General features: G+C 39.4%; 15 protein-coding genes and 1 tRNA gene. 6 read left to right on the top strand and 10 right to left on the bottom strand.

All coding sequences use genetic code 11. The annotated features are described in order from the left end of the window. Positions 1-102: 102 nt before the first annotated feature. From trpS to AC0UMU_RS00250, 6 genes are all read left to right on the top strand, one after another. Positions 103-1,197 carry a tryptophan--tRNA ligase gene (gene trpS / locus AC0UMU_RS00275; protein ID WP_009317989.1) on the top strand — a complete coding sequence of 365 codons (1,095 nt, stop codon included), beginning with the start codon at positions 103-105 and terminating at the stop codon, positions 1,195-1,197. A 247-nt stretch (positions 1,198-1,444) separates the two neighbouring features. Further along, positions 1,445-2,482 carry a hypothetical protein gene (locus AC0UMU_RS00270; RefSeq protein ID WP_278714994.1) on the top strand — a complete coding sequence of 346 codons (1,038 nt, stop codon included), beginning with the start codon at positions 1,445-1,447 and terminating at the stop codon, positions 2,480-2,482. Between the two features lie 231 nt (positions 2,483-2,713). After that, a complete protein-coding gene (locus AC0UMU_RS00265; RefSeq protein WP_009317991.1) occupies positions 2,714-3,613 on the top strand; it encodes a cation diffusion facilitator family transporter in 900 nt (299 codons plus the stop codon). A gap of 9 nt (positions 3,614-3,622) precedes the next feature. Beyond that, the gene (locus AC0UMU_RS00260) at positions 3,623-4,876 is read left to right on the top strand and encodes an Nramp family divalent metal transporter (RefSeq protein ID WP_009317992.1); all 1,254 of its coding nucleotides are present in this window, start codon (positions 3,623-3,625) and stop codon (positions 4,874-4,876) included. A 269-nt stretch (positions 4,877-5,145) separates the two neighbouring features. Continuing rightward, positions 5,146-5,649, top strand: a complete 504-nt coding sequence (locus tag AC0UMU_RS00255; RefSeq protein ID WP_122337936.1) for a flavodoxin — start codon at positions 5,146-5,148, stop codon at positions 5,647-5,649. After that, complete coding sequence (locus AC0UMU_RS00250; RefSeq protein ID WP_022603095.1) at positions 5,646-6,008, top strand: DUF2023 family protein; 363 nt, start codon at positions 5,646-5,648, stop codon at positions 6,006-6,008. The genes AC0UMU_RS00255 and AC0UMU_RS00250 overlap by 4 nt, the downstream gene beginning before the upstream one ends. Positions 6,009-6,073: 65 nt before the next feature. On the opposite strand, the gene rpoC is transcribed toward AC0UMU_RS00250, so the two are convergent. The 10 genes from rpoC to tuf all read right to left on the bottom strand — a co-directional run bounded on the left by rpoC (position 6,074) and on the right by tuf (position 18,568). Beyond that, entirely contained in the window at positions 6,074-10,339 is a 4,266-nt protein-coding gene (gene rpoC, locus AC0UMU_RS00245) for a DNA-directed RNA polymerase subunit beta' (RefSeq protein ID WP_278714998.1), read from the bottom strand. Positions 10,340-10,420: 81 nt separating this feature from the next. Then, a complete protein-coding gene (rpoB, locus tag AC0UMU_RS00240; protein ID WP_022603094.1) occupies positions 10,421-14,233 on the bottom strand; it encodes a DNA-directed RNA polymerase subunit beta in 3,813 nt (1,270 codons plus the stop codon). A 105-nt stretch (positions 14,234-14,338) separates the two neighbouring features. Beyond that, the gene (gene rplL / locus AC0UMU_RS00235) at positions 14,339-14,710 is read right to left on the bottom strand and encodes a 50S ribosomal protein L7/L12 (RefSeq protein ID WP_009317997.1); all 372 of its coding nucleotides are present in this window, start codon (positions 14,708-14,710) and stop codon (positions 14,339-14,341) included. Positions 14,711-14,758: 48 nt separating this feature from the next. Then, positions 14,759-15,271, bottom strand: coding sequence for a 50S ribosomal protein L10 (rplJ, locus tag AC0UMU_RS00230; RefSeq protein WP_009317998.1), 513 nt, complete (start codon positions 15,269-15,271; stop codon positions 14,759-14,761). Between the two features lie 11 nt (positions 15,272-15,282). Further along, entirely contained in the window at positions 15,283-15,981 is a 699-nt protein-coding gene (rplA, locus tag AC0UMU_RS00225) for a 50S ribosomal protein L1 (RefSeq protein ID WP_009317999.1), read from the bottom strand. A gap of 15 nt (positions 15,982-15,996) precedes the next feature. Then, entirely contained in the window at positions 15,997-16,440 is a 444-nt protein-coding gene (gene rplK, locus AC0UMU_RS00220; protein WP_009318000.1) for a 50S ribosomal protein L11, read from the bottom strand. A 59-nt stretch (positions 16,441-16,499) separates the two neighbouring features. Further along, positions 16,500-17,042 carry a transcription termination/antitermination protein NusG gene (gene nusG / locus AC0UMU_RS00215; protein WP_022390109.1) on the bottom strand — a complete coding sequence of 181 codons (543 nt, stop codon included), beginning with the start codon at positions 17,040-17,042 and terminating at the stop codon, positions 16,500-16,502. Between the two features lie 15 nt (positions 17,043-17,057). Then, positions 17,058-17,252 (bottom strand): preprotein translocase subunit SecE, encoded by a 195-nt coding sequence (secE, locus tag AC0UMU_RS00210; RefSeq protein ID WP_031258964.1) that lies wholly within the window; start codon positions 17,250-17,252, stop codon positions 17,058-17,060. Between the two features lie 15 nt (positions 17,253-17,267). After that, positions 17,268-17,340, bottom strand: a tRNA-Trp gene (locus tag AC0UMU_RS00205). Positions 17,341-17,380: 40 nt separating this feature from the next. Further along, on the bottom strand, positions 17,381-18,568 hold the full coding sequence (tuf, locus tag AC0UMU_RS00200) for an elongation factor Tu (protein ID WP_009318002.1): 1,188 nt from the start codon (positions 18,566-18,568) through the stop codon (positions 17,381-17,383).

Raw genomic sequence — 18,568 nt, 5'->3', positions numbered from 1 at the left:
GGTAAAAGGATATGCAAAAAAACAAATTAAATAGGTGAAACTAACCGCTAATTCTGTATTTTTGCAAAATATCGAAACAGCATAATTAAACATAACATATAAATGGGAAAAGAAAAAATAATATTGACCGCAGACCGCCCGACCGGGAAATTACACATCGGACATTATGTAGGGTCGTTGAAACGAAGAGTAGAGTTGCAAAACTCGAACTTATACGACAAAATATTTATCATGATTGCCGACGCTCAGGCTCTTACCGATAATGCAGAAAACCCTGAAAAAGTCCGTCAAAATATAATAGAGGTAGCTTTAGATTACTTAGCATGCGGAATCGATCCGACAAAATCGACCATATTCATTCAATCCCAAATACCGGAACTTTGCGAACTGGCTTTTTACTACATGAATCTGGTAACGGTTTCCCGACTGCAAAGAAATCCTACTGTAAAAACAGAAATACAGATGCGAAATTTTGCCACCTCAATTCCTGTAGGATTTTTCACTTATCCGATCAGCCAAGCATCTGATATTACAGCTTTCAAAGCGACAACAGTTCCTGTCGGAGAAGACCAAGAACCGATGTTGGAACAAACAAGAGAAATAGTCCGGAAGTTCAATGCCGTTTATGGAGAAACCTTGATCGAACCGGAAATTTTATTACCGGATAACTCTGCCTGTCTGAGACTTCCGGGAACAGACGGGAAAGCCAAAATGAGCAAATCACTGAACAATTGCATATACTTGTCGGAATCTGCGGACGATTTACAGAAAAAAATAATGGGTATGTTTACCGATCCCGGACATTTACGTGTACAAGATCCGGGAAAGATTGAGGGTAATACGGTATTTACTTATCTCGATGCATTCTGCAAACCCGAACATTTTGAGAAATACCTGCCAGACTATCCTAACCTCGATGAATTAAAAGCTCATTATCAAAGAGGAGGATTGGGTGATGTTAAAGTTAAAAGATTTTTGAATGCAATCATGCAGGAAGAATTAGAACCGATACGTTCAAGAAGAAAAGAGTTTGAAAAAGATATTCCTGCAATTTATAATATATTGAAAAAAGGAAGTGAAGTGGCAAGAGAAGCGGCTGCCGATACACTTTCTGATGTACGCAAAGCGATGAAGATCAACTATTTCGATGATGATGAATTAATTGCAGAACAATCGAAAAAATTCGGACAAAAATAGCCCGATTATTTATTACATAATAACCTCAAAAAAATTACAACCCTCGAAAGTTTTTATTTCCAATTTTCGAGGGTTATTTATGCCTTCAAACTGACGTTTTCACTCATCTAAATATGTCTATAATATAGTTAAGTTAACCTCATTATACCATAAAATCATGAATACGCATTTTTTTAAAGGACTTTTTACATCTTTGCTTTTATCTCTCAATTTTGTAATTTATGCATCAAACTCAAACATAGAATGGATGAATGGATACATAATTACACACAGTAACGACACTATACATGGAATACTCGGCTATAGAAATGGAAATGGAGATTGGAGAGAATGTTTATTTAAAAATAGTCCACAATCGGAAATCATAACCTACATACCTGAAGAAATTATCTCTTACGGTTATGAAAAAGGGCTGACATACGTATCAAAAGAAATAGATATTCCTCATTTCAAAAAATATGTTTTTATAGAAACATTATTGACCGGAAATATAAATTTATACTATTTGAAGATAGGAGTCTGCCCTGAATATCCTGACGGAAAATCTTCTTTTATAGCAGAAGCTCCTTCAGGAAAAATGATTGAACTAAAAGAGGACAAAAATCTAAAGACCGAAAATATTACACGACAACAAAACAGAGCAAAATTAAATTTTCTTTTTACTGAATATCCAGAACTTAAGTCACAAATCGATAATATCAGAATTGATAGAAAAAGCCTGATCAAACTATTCAGTAATTTTCATAAAATTATATGCGCCGACTTCTCCTGTGTATCATATAAAGAAAAAAATTCTCCTCGAAGATGGTGGATCACTCCTCAAGCAGAGGCTGTAATAAATCATTATAACGATCTCAACGGTTGGCATCCGGGATTTGCCATCGGCTCATTTGTAACGACAAATTTAAGTAAATTCTCCGATCGTTTTGTTTTCAATATCGGATTGGAACTAAACACATCTCCTGATTATTTATATTGGACAGAATTCCCTTCAAGCAAAAAAGGATGGTCCTATACCCTCACAAACTACTATACAATAGAAAGTCGTGTAATGAATGGAACTGCCAGGCCATTTTTTGAAATCGGAGTACATCACGGATACTTCATTGCACAACAATACAAAGCAAAGAACGCAATCAACGTTTATAACTGGGGAATTATAGCCGGCATAGGAATGTACTTACATTTGAAAAAATGTGAACTGCCTATCCGAATCCGGTACTGCTATGGGAACAAAGTAGATATGGCAACTTTGACAATAGGCTATACATTCAAGCTAAAATAGAATGTTCCTATTCTCCCAAGTTTTATTCGAGTCAGGACTGAGAAAGGCTTCTCATTTTACAAAGAGGCTATCTGACGAATAAAAACGAAAAAACAGGCCAAAAGAAATTTTTATTCACGCAGTTGTTTGAAAAATAGCTACACAAAATTTAAATAGGTACTAAGAAAAAGTACCTATTTCTTTTTATTTATAATTATTCTAAATAACTTTGTGAAATAAAAATTTAAAGTTATGGGACATTATCATGACCACAGCCATCATACTCCCCATATAGAAAATATAAACCGAGCATTTATATGGGGAATCGGGCTAAACCTTGCATTTGTTATTGTAGAAGCCGGCGCAGGACTATACTTGAATTCTCTTGCGTTATTATCTGATGCAGGGCACAACTTAAGCGATGTAGTCAGTCTCATATTGGCATTATTTGCTTTTCGCCTTATGAAGGTAAAGGCTTCGGTAAACTATACATACGGGTATAAAAAAAGTACAATTTTGGTATCTTTGTTAAATGCTATCATCTTATTAGTTGCTGTAGGTGTAATATTTTCCGAAAGTATAGAAAAGCTGAAAAATCCACAGCCTATCGAAGGCAATGCCATTGCCTGGGTTGCCGGAATCGGAATTTTTATCAACGCTTTTACAGCCTGGCTTTTTTTTAAAGATCGTAAACACGATCTTAATATCAAGGGCGCTTACTTGCACATGGCAGCCGATACTCTTGTTTCGGTCGGAGTCTTGATTTCAGGTATAATCATACAATATACAAATTGGTACATGATAGACCCTATCATCGGATTGGTCGTTGCCATCGTCATCTTAATATCGACATGGAATCTGCTCCACGACAGCCTACGCCTATCTTTAGACGGAGTACCCGTCGGAATTAATCCCGATAAAATCAAGACATTAATATTGGAAGACAATAGAGTAAAAGAAATACACCATCTTCATATATGGGCAATCAGTACGACTCAAACGGCTTTAACGGCTCATATTGTTATAGACTCGTTCGCTGACAGTCAAAACTTGAAATGCCATTTGAAAGAAATACTGAGAAAAGCAAACATTCAACACGTCACATTAGAAATGGAGCTTCCCGGAGAACATTGCGACGGGAATTGCTGTTAATTACAAGATATGAATATTTTCAAGAAATTAAAAACAACCCATAAAACCCGGTCAGGGGCTCTGGACTTACTTAAATATATCGGTCCGGGATTGCTTGTTACTGTCGGGTTTATAGATCCCGGAAATTGGGCTACAAATTTAGCTGCCGGATCTTCCTTTGGCTACGCATTACTATGGGTAGTAACATTTTCTTCCATTATGTTGATTATCATCCAACATAACGTCGCTCATTTGGGAATCGTTACGGGATTATGCCTTGCAGAGGCCACCAACAAATATATTCGCAAAACAGTCTCCCGACCAATATTAGGGTCTGCGATATTAGCAAGCATATCTACCTCGCTTGCCGAAATACTCGGGGGAGCAATCGCTTTAGAAATGTTGTTCGATATTCCGATAAAAGCAGGAGCTGTCATCATAACAATTGCTTGTATTATTATGCTGTTCAGTAATACATACAGTAAAATAGAACGGTGGATTATCATGTTTGTCTCAATAATAGGTCTTTCTTTTCTATATGAACTGACATTGATAGATGTAGAGTGGACAAACACCGCAAAAAGTTGGGTAACACCATCTTTTCCGGACAATTCATTATTGATTATAATGAGTGTACTCGGAGCTGTAGTTATGCCACATAATCTTTTCCTTCATTCCGAAGTTATTCAAAGCCGGGAATGGAATTTAGAGAATGAAAACGTAATAAAGAAGCAATTAAAATATGAATTCTACGACACGCTACTCTCTATGGGAATAGGTTGGGCTATTAACTCTGCAATGATCATTCTTGCTGCAGCAACTTTTTATAAACAAGGAGTCGTTGTGGACGAACTTAGTCAGGCTGCTAATTTACTTACCCCCCTCGTCGGAAACAATGCAGGAGTTATATTTGCAATTGCCCTATTATTTGCAGGAATTTCATCGACCATTACATCGGGAATTGCAGGAGCTTCTATTTTCGCGGGTTTTTTCAACGAGGCTTATAGCCCGAAAGACATTCACACGAAAATAGGAACATTACTCTCTTTTATTCCGGCTTTATTGCTCATCTTTTTTATCAAAGATCCGTTTCAGGGACTTATCATATCCCAAATGCTATTGAGCGTACAACTTCCTATTACTGTATTCACACAAATTTATCTGACTTCCTCTAAAAAAGTAATGGGTAAACACGTCAACAAAAAATCGACAACGATCATTCTTTTATCTTTAGGGACATTAGTTACAATTTTGAATATAGCATTATTAATAAGCCTATTTTAAAATTTTATATGAACGTTTTTTGAGAGCTTTTTTGAAAAAAATTTCTTCCCGATAAAAAACGAGTGGATTACAGACATGTAAAAACGGGAAAACAGTCCGGAAAAAACGCAAGAATGATCTGATAATATTTTTTGTCGGAAAATTCAGACAAGATTTTGGCAGGGTTATCATAATTTGTAGGTATAGAAAGAGCTTATTTTCATAAGTTCAGGGGATTGATGCAGGAAGATATATCTTATTACTTTGCCAAAAACAAATAATTTAAAATTATGACAGGTATATTTTTCGGCAGTACAACAGGAACAACAGAGTCCGTAGCCAACCAAATCGCACAAGAATTAGGAATATCTTCTACCGATATTCACAATGTATCCGAAACCCCAGTAGAAGCGACAGACAAATACGATTGTTTGTTATTAGGTTCATCGACATGGGGATGTGGAGAATTACAAGACGATTGGTATGATTTCATAAAATCATTAAAAAGTCAGAATTTGAATGGGAAAAAAGTCGGTATATTCGGATGTGGAGACGGTGAATCATATCCCGACACATTTTGTGATGCAGTAGGATTAATTTATGATGAATTATCTGAAAACGGTTGCAACTTTATCGGTAGTTTCGAACCCAAAGACTATACCGTAACGGATTCTTTAATCTGCAAAAATGGGAAATTCGTAGGTCTGGCAATCGATGATTGCAATGAAAGTTCACAAAAAGTATCAGAACGCATACACGAATGGTGTAACTTAATCAAAAAAGAAATTGAATGAGTGTAGAAGATTATAACCGCTTTGACTCTATAAAAGTATTTCTTCACCAGATTTATGAATTTAAGAAAGGTGTCCGTAATCTGGTTCTCTGTACGATGTGTAAATCTTGCGCCGATCTCGTCACAGAACGATTAAAAGAGCAGAAAATCGAGTATTTGATTCAAGAAGTCGTACAAAATAAAGTCAATTTATATTTCGGAAAACGTTCTTGCCTGGAAACTGTACGGACATTCATCAATAAACCGTTAAATAAACTTTCTCCAGAAGAAGATTTTATATTAGGGGCAATGTTAGGCTATGATATTACAATGCAGTGCGAACGATTCTGTAAAAAAAAGACAATAACACGAACTGCATAGCATAAAATAAAAATAGATCGCCTGAAAATTTTTCAGGCGATCTATTTTTATTTAGAAATCTAAGATTAAAAATCCGTTACATTTTTCCGATTAGCAAATACTCGGTCAAATTCTTCTTTAGAACCGACAACCAATTTGTCAAATTCACGCTGACCAGTACCGGCAGGAATCAGATGTCCGCAAATTACATTTTCCTTCATTCCTTCAAGTTTATCTACTTTACCGTTAATAGCAGCCTCATTCAACACTTTTGTAGTTTCTTGGAACGAAGCAGCCGACATAAAGCTGGAAGTCTGAAGAGCCGCACGAGTAATACCTTGCAAAATTTGTTCAGAAGTAGCAGGCACAGCATCGCGCACTTCTACCAAATGTAAATCACGACGTTTCAATGCAGAGTTTTCATCTCTCAATTTACGAGCAGTCACAATCTGTCCCGGTTTCATTGTCTGAGAATCTCCAGCATCGATAACCACTTTTTTACCCCAGATACGATCATTTTCCTCCATAAATTCGTGCTTATCGATAATCTGTTGTTCCAAGAAACGAGTATCACCCGGATCTATCACCATTACCTTACGCATCATTTGACGGACGATAACCTCAAAGTGTTTATCATTGATTTTCACACCTTGCAAACGATACACATCCTGAACCTCATTAACAATATATTCCTGAACGGCAGTCGGTCCTTTTATCGCCAAAATATCAGAAGGAGTAATAGCACCGTCCGAAAGCGGAGTTCCGGCCCGGACATAGTCATTCTCTTGTACCAATATTTGTTTTGACAAAGGAACTAAATATTTCTTAACCTGTCCGGTTTTAGAAGTTACAGAAATTTCACGATTACCCCGTTTTACTTTTCCGAAATTAACTTCTCCGTCGATTTCAGAAACGACAGCAGGATTAGACGGATTACGAGCCTCAAACAATTCGGTAACACGAGGAAGACCTCCGGTAATATCTCCGGCTTTACCTACGGCACGCGGGATCTTAACAAACACATCCCCTGATTTTATCTCCTGACCTTCATCAACCATAAGGTGAGCCCCCATAGGCAATGAATAGGAGCGAATTACATCTCCTTTTTCATCCAAAATAAGAGCCGATGGAACTCGGGTTCTATCCTTAGATTCTATAATGATCTTTTCACGAAGACCGGTTTGCTCATCCGATTCGACTTTATAAGTCACACCTTCGATTACATTATCGAACTTAACCTTACCGGTAGCTTCTGAAACGATAACGGCATTGAACGGATCCCATTCGCAAACGACATCTCCTTTTTTAAGAGTATCCCCACTATTAAAGTAAAGCTTAGAGCCATAAGGAATATTTGTTGTTGTCAACACGATTTTCGTATTTGGATCAATGATACGCATTTCAGCCAAACGGCCTACTACAATCATCACTTTCTTTCCGGTTTCGTCAATACTATCCACCGTACGAAGTTCATCTATTTCGAGAATACCATCATAACGTGAAGTAACATTCGATACTGCTGCAATATTGGATGCAATACCTCCCACATGGAATGTACGCAATGTCAACTGTGTTCCCGGTTCACCGATAGACTGAGCAGCAATCACACCTACAGCTTCACCTTTTTGAACCAAACGATTTGTAGCCAAATTACGTCCGTAACATTTAGCACAAACGCCCTTTTTCGATTCGCAAGTCAATACCGAACGAATTTCTACACGTTCAATCGGTGAATCACTTATTTTCTTAGCAATATCCTCGGTTATCTCTTCACCGGCATGAACCAAAATCTCTCCAGTTAACGGATGTTGAATATCATGTACCGAAACACGTCCCAAAATACGTTCTTCCAAAGAAGCGACGGTTTCTTCATTATTCTTCAATTCAGTACATACAAGTCCTCTTAACGTACCGCAATCTTCTTCATGAATAATTACGTCATGAGCTACATCGACCAAACGACGGGTCAAGTATCCGGCATCTGCTGTTTTCAAAGCCGTATCAGCAAGACCTTTACGAGCACCGTGAGTGGAAATAAAATATTCCAATACAGATAATCCCTCCTTAAAGTTCGCCAAAATAGGGTTCTCGATAATCTGTCCGCCTTCTGCCCCCGATTTTTGAGGTTTTGCCATCAAACCACGCATACCGGAAAGCTGACGAATTTGTTCTTTAGAACCACGAGCTCCAGAATCCAGCATCATGAATACAGAGTTAAATCCCTGATTATCATTTGTCAATTGTTTCATCAGAATATCCGACAATTTCGAATTGACATGAGTCCATGTATCGATAATCTGATTGTAACGTTCATTATAAGTGATGAAACCCATGTTATAATTCGCCATGATCTGCTCTACGTTGGCATAACCTTCGTTAACCAACGCCTCTTTTTCAGGTGGAATGATCACATCGGCAAGGTTAAAGGACAAACCGCCTTTGAATGCCATCTGATACCCCAGATTCTTAATATCATCGAGGAATTGAGCGGCACGAACGACACCACAAACCTTGATTACTTTACCGATAATGCCACGTAACGATTTTTTCGTAAGAATTTCGTTAATGTATCCGACTTCTACCGGGACTTTTTCATTCACTAAAACCCGTCCGACAGATGTGTCACGAAGTACATCTACGATATTTCCGTTTTCATCGAGATCTTTCACTACGACTTTTACCGGAGCATGAAGAGAAACTTTTCCTTCATTATAGGCAATTTCAGCCTCTTCCGGTCCGTAGAATACCAATCCTTCACCCAAAGATCCGGGACGCAGTTTTGTAATATAATACAATCCAAGCACCATATCCTGAGAAGGCACCGTGATAGGAGCTCCGTTAGCCGGGTTAAGAATATTGTGCGCTCCCAACATCAGCATTTGAGCTTCCAGAATGGCTTCATTTCCCAAAGGCAAGTGTACGGCCATCTGGTCACCATCGAAGTCGGCATTAAATGCCGTACATGCCAACGGATGCAACTGGATAGCCTTACCTTCGATCATTTTCGGTTGGAAAGCCTGAATACCTAAACGGTGCAACGTCGGCGCACGGTTGAGCAATACCGGATGCCCTTTCATTACATGTTCCAGGATATCCCATACAACGGGCTCTTTGCGATCGACGATTTTTTTGGCAGACTTAACCGTCTTAACAATACCGCGTTCGATCAATTTACGAATAACAAACGGCTTATATAGTTCTGCGGCCATATCTTTCGGAAGACCGCATTCGTGCATTTTCAGTTCAGGACCTACAACGATTACCGAACGAGCCGAATAATCGACACGTTTTCCCAACAAGTTTTGACGGAAACGACCTTGTTTTCCTTTCAAACTGTCAGAAAGCGATTTTAACGGACGATTGGCATCGGTTTTTACGGCACTCGATTTACGCGAGTTATCCAACAGAGAGTCCACAGCTTCCTGAAGCATACGTTTTTCGTTTCGTAAAATCACTTCAGGAGCTTTAATTTCCATCAATCGTTTCAAACGGTTGTTACGGATAATCACCCGACGATAAAGATCGTTCAAATCGGAAGTTGCAAAACGTCCACCATCCAAAGGAACAAGAGGACGCAACTCGGGAGGAATAACCGGAACGACTTTCAAAATCATCCACTCGGGACGATTCCGTTGCTTTGATGCCCGGAACGATTCTACGACCTGAAGACGTTTCAAAGCTTCGTTTTTGCGTTGCTGAGAACCATCGGTGCTGGCACGATGACGCAATTCATACGAAAGTTCATCCAAGTCTAAACGAGCCAAAAGGTCATAGATTGCTTCTGCACCCATCTTGGCAATAAACTTGTTCGGATCGGTATCATCCAACATCTGATTTTCTTTAGGCAAAGAATCCAGGATATCCAGATATTCTTCTTCGGAAAGTAAATCATACACTGCCAGATCGTCTTTTACTCCGGGTTGTATTACCACATACCGTTCGTAATATATAATTGCATCCAGTTTTTTAGTCGGCAATCCGAGCAAATACCCGATTTTATTAGGTAAAGAACGGAAATACCAAATATGAGCAACAGGAACGACCAATTGAATGTGTCCCATACGCTCACGACGAACTTTCTTTTCGGTAACTTCAACACCGCAACGGTCACAGACAATACCTTTATAACGTATGCGTTTATACTTACCGCAATGACATTCATAATCTTTTACCGGACCGAATATCCGTTCACAAAACAATCCGTCCCGTTCAGGTTTATATGTACGGTAGTTGATGGTTTCCGGTTTCAGGACTTCGCCACTCGATCCTTCAAGAATTTCTTCCGGAGAAGCCAATCCTATGGAAATCTTCGAAAAGTTACTCTTTATCTTGTTCTCTTTTCTAAAAGCCATATATTTAGTTTATAAAGCGTTATCAGAATTCGAAGCGTCTCCGTCCCCTTACAAGGACGGAGCATCGCTATCTCTATTTTATTATTCTAAAGTGATACTAAGACCAAGACCTCTCAATTCATGCAACAATACATTGAGAGACTCAGGAATACCCGGAGTCGGCATCGGTTCGCCCTTGACAATGGCTTCATAAGCCTTCGAACGACCGACAACATCATCAGACTTAATCGTCAAGATTTCTTGAAGTATATGGGCTGCACCAAATGCTTCCAACGCCCAAACCTCCATTTCTCCGAAACGCTGACCTCCAAACTGAGCCTTACCACCCAATGGTTGCTGAGTAATAAGAGAGTACGGACCTATCGAACGAGCATGCATCTTGTCTTCAACCATGTGACCAAGTTTCAGCATGTATATTACACCTACGGTTGCCGGTTGGTCAAAGCGTTCGCCCGTGTGACCGTCATACAAATAAGATTTCCCATAACGAGGCAATCCGGCCTTATCGGTCCATTCATTCAAATCATCGAGACTTGCACCGTCAAAAATCGGCGTTGCAAACTTTTCGCCCAGTTTCACGCCTGCCCAACCCAAAACAGTTTCAAAAATCTGTCCAAGGTTCATACGAGAAGGCACACCCAACGGGTTCAATACAATATCTACCGGAGTACCATCTTCCAAGAAAGGCATATCTTCTTGACGAACGACACGTGATACAATACCCTTGTTTCCGTGACGGCCGGCCATCTTATCCCCTACGCTGATCTTACGTTTCTTGGCAATGTAAACTTTTGCCAACTGAACAATACCTGAAGGAAGTTCATCTCCGATAGAAATATCAAATTTACGACGGCGTAATTCAGCATCGATTTCTTTATATTTCTTCAGGTAATTCATAATAGTTGCACGGATCAGATCATTTTTAGCCGGATCTGTAGTCCACTTACTAACTTGGATCGATGTATAATCTATCTCAGACAATGCTTTCTGAGAAAATTTAGCACCTTTTGCGATAACCTCAGTTCCTAAATAATCTTTCACACCTTGTGAAGTCTTACCGTTAGTCAGAACCATCAATTTTTCGATCAATAAATCTTTAAGAGCCGCCTGCTTTACTTCATACTCTTCATCAAGTTTAGGCAAGATAGCTTTATCACTCAATTTAGATTTACGTTTCTTGATGGCACGAGAGAAAAGATTAGTTCCGATTACCACACCCTTTAAAGAAGGTGTAGCTTTCAATGATGCATCTTTCACATCTCCGGCTTTATCTCCGAATATCGCACGTAAAAGTTTTTCTTCTGGTGAAGGATCAGATTCACCTTTAGGTGTAATCTTACCAATCATTATATCTCCGGGACCGACATGAGCTCCGATACGGATAATACCGCGCTCATCCAAATCCTTAGTGGCATCTTCACTTACGTTCGGAATGTCCGAAGTAAGCTCTTCCATACCTCGTTTCGTTTCACGGACTTCAAGAGAATATTCATCGACGTGTACCGATGTCAATATATCTTCACGAACAACACGTTCGTTCAACACGATAGCATCCTCATAATTATATCCTTTCCACGGCATGAAAGCCACTTTCAAGTTCTTACCCAAAGCCAATTCCCCGTTTTCGGTAGAATATCCTTCTGTAAGAATCTGACCGGCAACCACACGATCTCCCTTATGACAAATCGGACGCAAATCGACAGTTGTACTCTGATTTGTCTTACGGAACTTCGGTATTGTATATTCTTTAACCGCATCTTCGAAACTAACGAATTCCTCGTCTTCAGTACGATCATAACGAATACGTATCGTAGTAGCATCAACAAATTCGATCACCCCTGCTCCTTCAGCTGTAATCTGCGTACGAGAGTCACGTATCAATTGACCTTCAAGACCTGTACCTACGATAGGAGCTTCTGTACGAAGCAAAGGTACGGCCTGACGCATCATGTTAGATCCCATCAATGCCCGGTTAGCATCATCATGTTCAAGGAACGGTATTAAAGATGCAGCAATAGAAGCAATCTGTGTAGGAGAAACGTCCATCAACGAAACTTCTTCCGGAGCTACCACAGGGAAATCTGCATTCAAACGAGCTTTTACACGTGAACGGACAAACTTTCCGTCATCATCCAAAGGCGCATTACCCTGTGCAATAATATGTCCTTCTTCCACTTCAGCCGTCAAATAGACAATACCGTTATCGGACAAGTCCACTTTCCCATTTTCTACCTTACGATAAGGAGTCTCGATAAATCCGAGATCATTGATCTTTGCATATACGCAAAGAGAAGAGATAAGACCGATATTCGGACCTTCTGGAGTTTCAATAGGACAAAGGCGTCCATAATGAGTATAATGAACATCTCGAACCTCGAACCCGGCACGCTCACGAGACAAACCACCAGGACCTAAAGCCGACATACGACGCTTATGAGTCATTTCGGCCAGCGGGTTGGTTTGGTCCATAAATTGTGATAATGCATTCGTCCCGAAGAATGTATTAATTACCGAAGAGATTGTCTTGGCATTAATCAAGTCGATCGGAGTAAATACCTCATTATCCCGTACATTCATCCGTTCACGGATCGTACGTGACATACGAGCCAAACCGACACCGAATTGGTTATAAAGCTGTTCTCCGACAGTACGTACACGACGATTGCTTAAATGGTCGATGTCATCTACATCGGTTTTAGAATTTATCAACTCTATCAGATATTTGATAATTTCGATAATATCTTCTTTTGTCAATACTTTTACGTCAGGTGGAGTAGAAAGATTCAATTTTTTATTGATCCGATAACGTCCCACCTCACCCAAATCATATCTCTTCTCAGAGAAAAACAGATTTGTAATCACTTCGCGTGCACTCGCATCATCTGCAGGTTCTGCATTGCGAAGCTGACGATATATATATAATACAGCCTCTTTTTCAGAATTACTGGAGTCTTTCTGAAGAGTGTTGTAAATAATCGAATAATCAGACAGATTCCGTTCTTCCTTGTGCAACAATATATTTTGAACACCAGATTCGAGAATCTCTTCTATGTGACTCTCTTCGAGAACGGTCTCACGATCTATAACAACTTCATTACGTTCAATAGACACCACCTCACCGGTATCTTCATCCACAAAGTCTTCGACCCATGTCTTCAACACGCGGGCAGCCAAACGACGCCCCAAAGCTTTCTTCAGATTGGTCTTATTAACCTTTATTTCTTCTGCCAAACCGAAAATCTCAAGGATATCTTTATCGCTCTCGAAACCGATTGCACGCAATAAAGTAGTTACGGGCAATTTTTTCTTCCGGTCGATATAAGCATACATCACATTATTGATATCGGTTGCAAATTCGATCCAAGAACCTTTAAAAGGAATGATTCTGGCCGAATACAATTTGGTTCCGTTCGCATGCGTACTTTGTCCGAAAAATACACCGGGAGACCGATGCAACTGAGATACGACAACACGTTCGGCTCCATTAATAACAAATGTACCTTTAGCAGTCATGTACGGAATAGGGCCCAAATACACATCCTGTATCACGGTATCGAAATCTTCGTGATCGGGATCTGTACAATATAACTTCAGTTTTGCCTTTAAAGGTACACTGTAAGTCAACCCTCTCTCTATACACTCATCTATTGTATATCTGGGCGGATCAATATAATAATCCAAAAATTCGAGGACAAAATTGTTACGAGTATCTGCAATAGGAAAGTTTTCTGCAAATACTTTATACAATCCCTCATTTTTTCGTTTTTCGGGGGGTGTATCAAGTTGAAGAAAGTCTTGAAATGACTTCAATTGAACTTCAAGAAAATCCGGATATTGTAGCGGACTCTTAATTGAAGCAAAATTTACCCGTTGTTTACCAATATTTGAAGACATTTATTAAATGGAATTAATTGAACTTAATTTAAAATATATACACAAAAAGGTAAAGAGGCCTCTCACTGAGGACTCTTTACCAAAGTACCTGAGTATCAGGAAATACTATTTAAGTTCAACTTCAGCTCCAGCTTCTTCTAATTGTTTTTTCAATGCTTCAGCTTCGGCTTTAGCCAAACCTTCTTTCAAGTTGCTAGGAGCACCGTCAACCAGATCTTTAGCTTCTTTCAAACCAAGACCGGTCAATTCTTTTACTAATTTAACAATAGCCAACTTGTTAGCACCAGCGGCTTTCAAAACAACATCAAAAGATGTCTTTTCTTCAGCAGCTGCACCAGCAGCGGCAGGAGCAGCAACAGCAACAGCTGCAGCAGCAGGTTCAATACCGTACTCGTCTTTCAAAATTTGAGCAAGTTCGTTTACTTCTTTTACGGTCAGGTTTACTAATTGTTCTGCAAAAGCTTTCAAATCTGCCATTTTTGTATGATTTAATTTGTTATTTTTACTAATTTATTTTCTAAAAAATTATCTTTCTGATAGAGTTTGCAATACTCCATGTATTGTAGAACCGCTTGATTGAAGTGCCGATACAACGTTCTTCGCAGGCGATTGTAACAGAGCGATAACATCAGCGATAAGTTCATTTTTACTCTTAATAGCAACTAATGCATCAAGTTGATCAGCCCCATAGAAGCTTTCTTCAACATAAGCAGCTTTGAAACCAAGAAGATCAGAGTTTTTCTTAAACTCCTTGATCAATTTTGCAGGAGCATTACCTGTATTAGAGAACATTATGGTCGTAGAGCCTTTCAAACAGTCGTAAAGCGGGCTATAATCTGTTTCAAGACTTTCCATCGCCTTATGCAACAACGCATTTTTTACGACCAGCATTTTGATATCATTCTTAAAACATTCACGTCTCAATGCACTAGTCTTTTCTGCATTCAGAGCGGATGTTTCCGTCAGATAAAAATGACTGTATTCCTTGAGTGTGGCTGCGATCTGTTCTATTACTGTGCTTTTATCTTCCTTTTTCATAATTCAATTTTTTAAATCTCATCAATTGATTTCGGATCGATCTTAATACCCGGACTCATTGTACTTGAAAGATAAACACTCTTAACATATGTGCCTTTAGCAGCTGTCGGTTTCAATTTTATCAAAGCTGAAATAAACTCTCTCGCATTGTCACGAATTTGCTCGGCAGAGAAAGAAACTTTTCCTACAGAAGCATGTACAATACCGTTCTTATCTACTTTGAAATCAATCTTACCTTGTTTTACCTCTTTAACCGCTTTTCCGATCTCATTGGTAACAGTTCCGCTTTTAGGGTTAGGCATCAAGCCTCTCGGACCTAACACACGACCTAAAGCACCGATTTTACCCATAATAGCAGGCATAGTGATGATCACGTCAATATCAGTCCAACCACCTTTGATCTTTTCGATATATTCATCTAATCCAACATAGTCGGCACCGGCGGCTTTAGCATCAGCTTCCTGATCGGGAGTACAAAGTACTAATACCCGAGTTTGCTTTCCGGTTCCATGAGGAAGAGAAACAACGCCTCTCACCATCTGGTTAGCTTTACGTGGGTCAACGCCTAAACGAACATCAACATCAACAGAAGAATCGAACTTCGTAAAAGTAATTTCCTTTACCAAAGCTGAAGCTTCGCTGAGTGAATAGGCCTTCCCTGCTTCAATTTTGTCTAAAGCTAACTTTTGATTTTTTGTCAGTTTACCCATTTCAATTGAAGTTTATTAATTATTTACCGGGAATTCCCCATTTACGGTTATACCCATACTTCTAGCTGTACCAGCAACCATCGTCATCGCTGATTCTAAAGTAAAACAGTTCAAATCGACCATTTTGTCTTCAGCAATTGCTTTGACCTGATCCCAAGTAATCGAAGCCACTTTTTTACGATTAGGCTCTGCCGATCCACTCTTTACTTTTGCTGCTTCGAGCAATTGAATGGCAACAGGAGGAGTCTTAACGATAAAATCGAAAGATTTGTCACTGTAATAAGTAATTACAACAGGCAATACCTTTCCGGCTTTGTCTTGAGTGCGGGCATTGAATTGCTTGCAAAACTCCATAATATTAATCCCTTTAGAACCCAATGCAGGGCCTACAGGGGGAGATGGGTTTGCTGCACCTCCTTTAATCTGTAATTTGATCTGTCCAGCAATTTCTTTAGCCATTTTGTCTAATAATTTGATTTGTTATAAAACAGGCATAACAATAGTGCGTAACCACTCTGCTACTCCTTCTCTACTTGCATAAAACCCAATTCGAGCGGTGTTTTACGCCCGAATATTTTCACCATAACTTTCAGCTTCTTCTTTTCGTTATTTACTTCTTCGATCACGCCGCTGAAACCATTGAACGGACCATAATTTACTTTTACGGTCTCTCCCACAAAATAAGGAATATTCAACTCTTCCCCACTTTCCTGAAGTTCATCTACAGCACCCAACATCCGGCTAACCTCCGCAGGTCTCAAAGGATCGGGATTCGTAGTCCCTCCCAAAAAACCGATAACGTTGGTAGTATTACGCAAACGATGTGACACCTCTCCTACAAGAAGTGCCTCAACAAAAACATATCCCGGATAAAGATTTTTTTCTTTTGTGATCTTTTTTCCATTACGAACAGAATAAACCTTTTCGGTTGGGATCAAAACCTGAGACACGTAATCACCAAGATCAGTATTCTTGATTTCTGCATCAAGATATTCTTTGACCTTGTTCTCTTTACCACTAATGGCACGCAAAACGTACCATCCTCTTTTTTGTTCAGACATTTTTATCTCCCCCGATTAGAACATTTTATTATAAATGAACTGCATGATATGGTCAAAACACTGGTCCATCGCAAATACCACTATAGCTATAATTAGGGAAGCAAACATGACAACTACAGCGCTATTGCTCAACTCGGATTTGGTCGGCCAAGATACCTTATAAACCAATTCGTTATAAGACTCTTTTATATTTGCAAGTATCTTTTTCATTCTCTTTTGAGTTTGCACGGGTCGAGAGACTCGAACTCCCGACACCTGGTTTTGGAGACCAGTGCTCTACCAACTGAGCTAGACCCGTATATCAATCAGCCCTTTTAGGCTGATTGAAAAATTTATTTTTAGTCAAGGATTTCAGTAATCTGACCAGAACCAACTGTACGTCCACCTTCACGAATAGCGAAACGCAAACCTACATTGATAGCAACCGGATAGATCAATTCTACCGTAATTGTAACGTGGTCACCAGGCATAACCATTTCAGTTCCTTCCGGCAAAGTAATTTCACCGGTTACGTCTAATGTACGAATATAGAACTGAGGACGGTATTTGTTATGGAACGGTGTATGACGACCACCTTCTTCTTTTTTCAAGATATAAACTTGAGCTTTAAATTTAGAATGAGGCGTAATCTGTCCCGGATGGCAAATTACCATACCACGTTTGATTTCATTCTTATCGATACCGCGAAGTAACAAACCTACGTTGTCACCAGCTTCTCCCTGATCAAGAAGTTTACGGAACATTTCAACACCGGTAACTACAGATTTTTTACCATCTGCACCTAAACCGATAATTTGAACTTCGTCACCAACTTTGATAACACCAGTTTCAATACGACCAGTAGCTACAGTACCACGACCTGTAATAGAGAATACATCTTCAACCGGCATCAAGAATGGTTTATCGATATCACGCGGAGGCAGAGGAATCCATTCATCTACGGCGTTCATCAATTCCATTACTTTTTCTTCCCATTGTGGTTCTCCGTTCAATGCTCCAAGTGCAGAACCGCGGATAATAGGAGTATTGTCTCCATCATATTCATAAGCAGACAACAACTCTCTCATTTCCATTTCTACAAGTTCAAGCATCTCTTCGTCGTCAACCATATCGCATTTATTCAAAAATACAACCAAACGAGGAACGTTTACCTGACGAGCCAACAAGATGTGTTCACGAGTCTGAGGCATAGGACCATCAGTTGCAGCAACAACAATGATAGCACCATCCATCTGAGCAGCACCAGTAACCATGTTTTTTACATAGTCTGCGTGACCCGGACAGTCAACGTGCGCATAGTGACGTTTTTCTGTTTCGTATTCTACATGTGAAGTATTAATAGTAATACCTCTTTCTTTTTCTTCAGGAGCATTGTCGATCTGATCGAAAGACTTCAATTCTGAAAGGCCTTTTTTTGCCAACACTGTAGTGATAGCAGCAGTTAAAGTGGTTTTACCGTGGTCAACATGACCGATAGTACCAATGTTAACATGAGGCTTTGTCCGTTGAAACTGTTCTTTAGCCAT

The sequence above is a fragment of the Coprobacter fastidiosus genome, assembly GCF_982245605.1.
The sequence above is the reverse complement of the archived record's forward strand: the minus strand, read 5'-3'. Positions and strand labels throughout refer to the sequence as shown.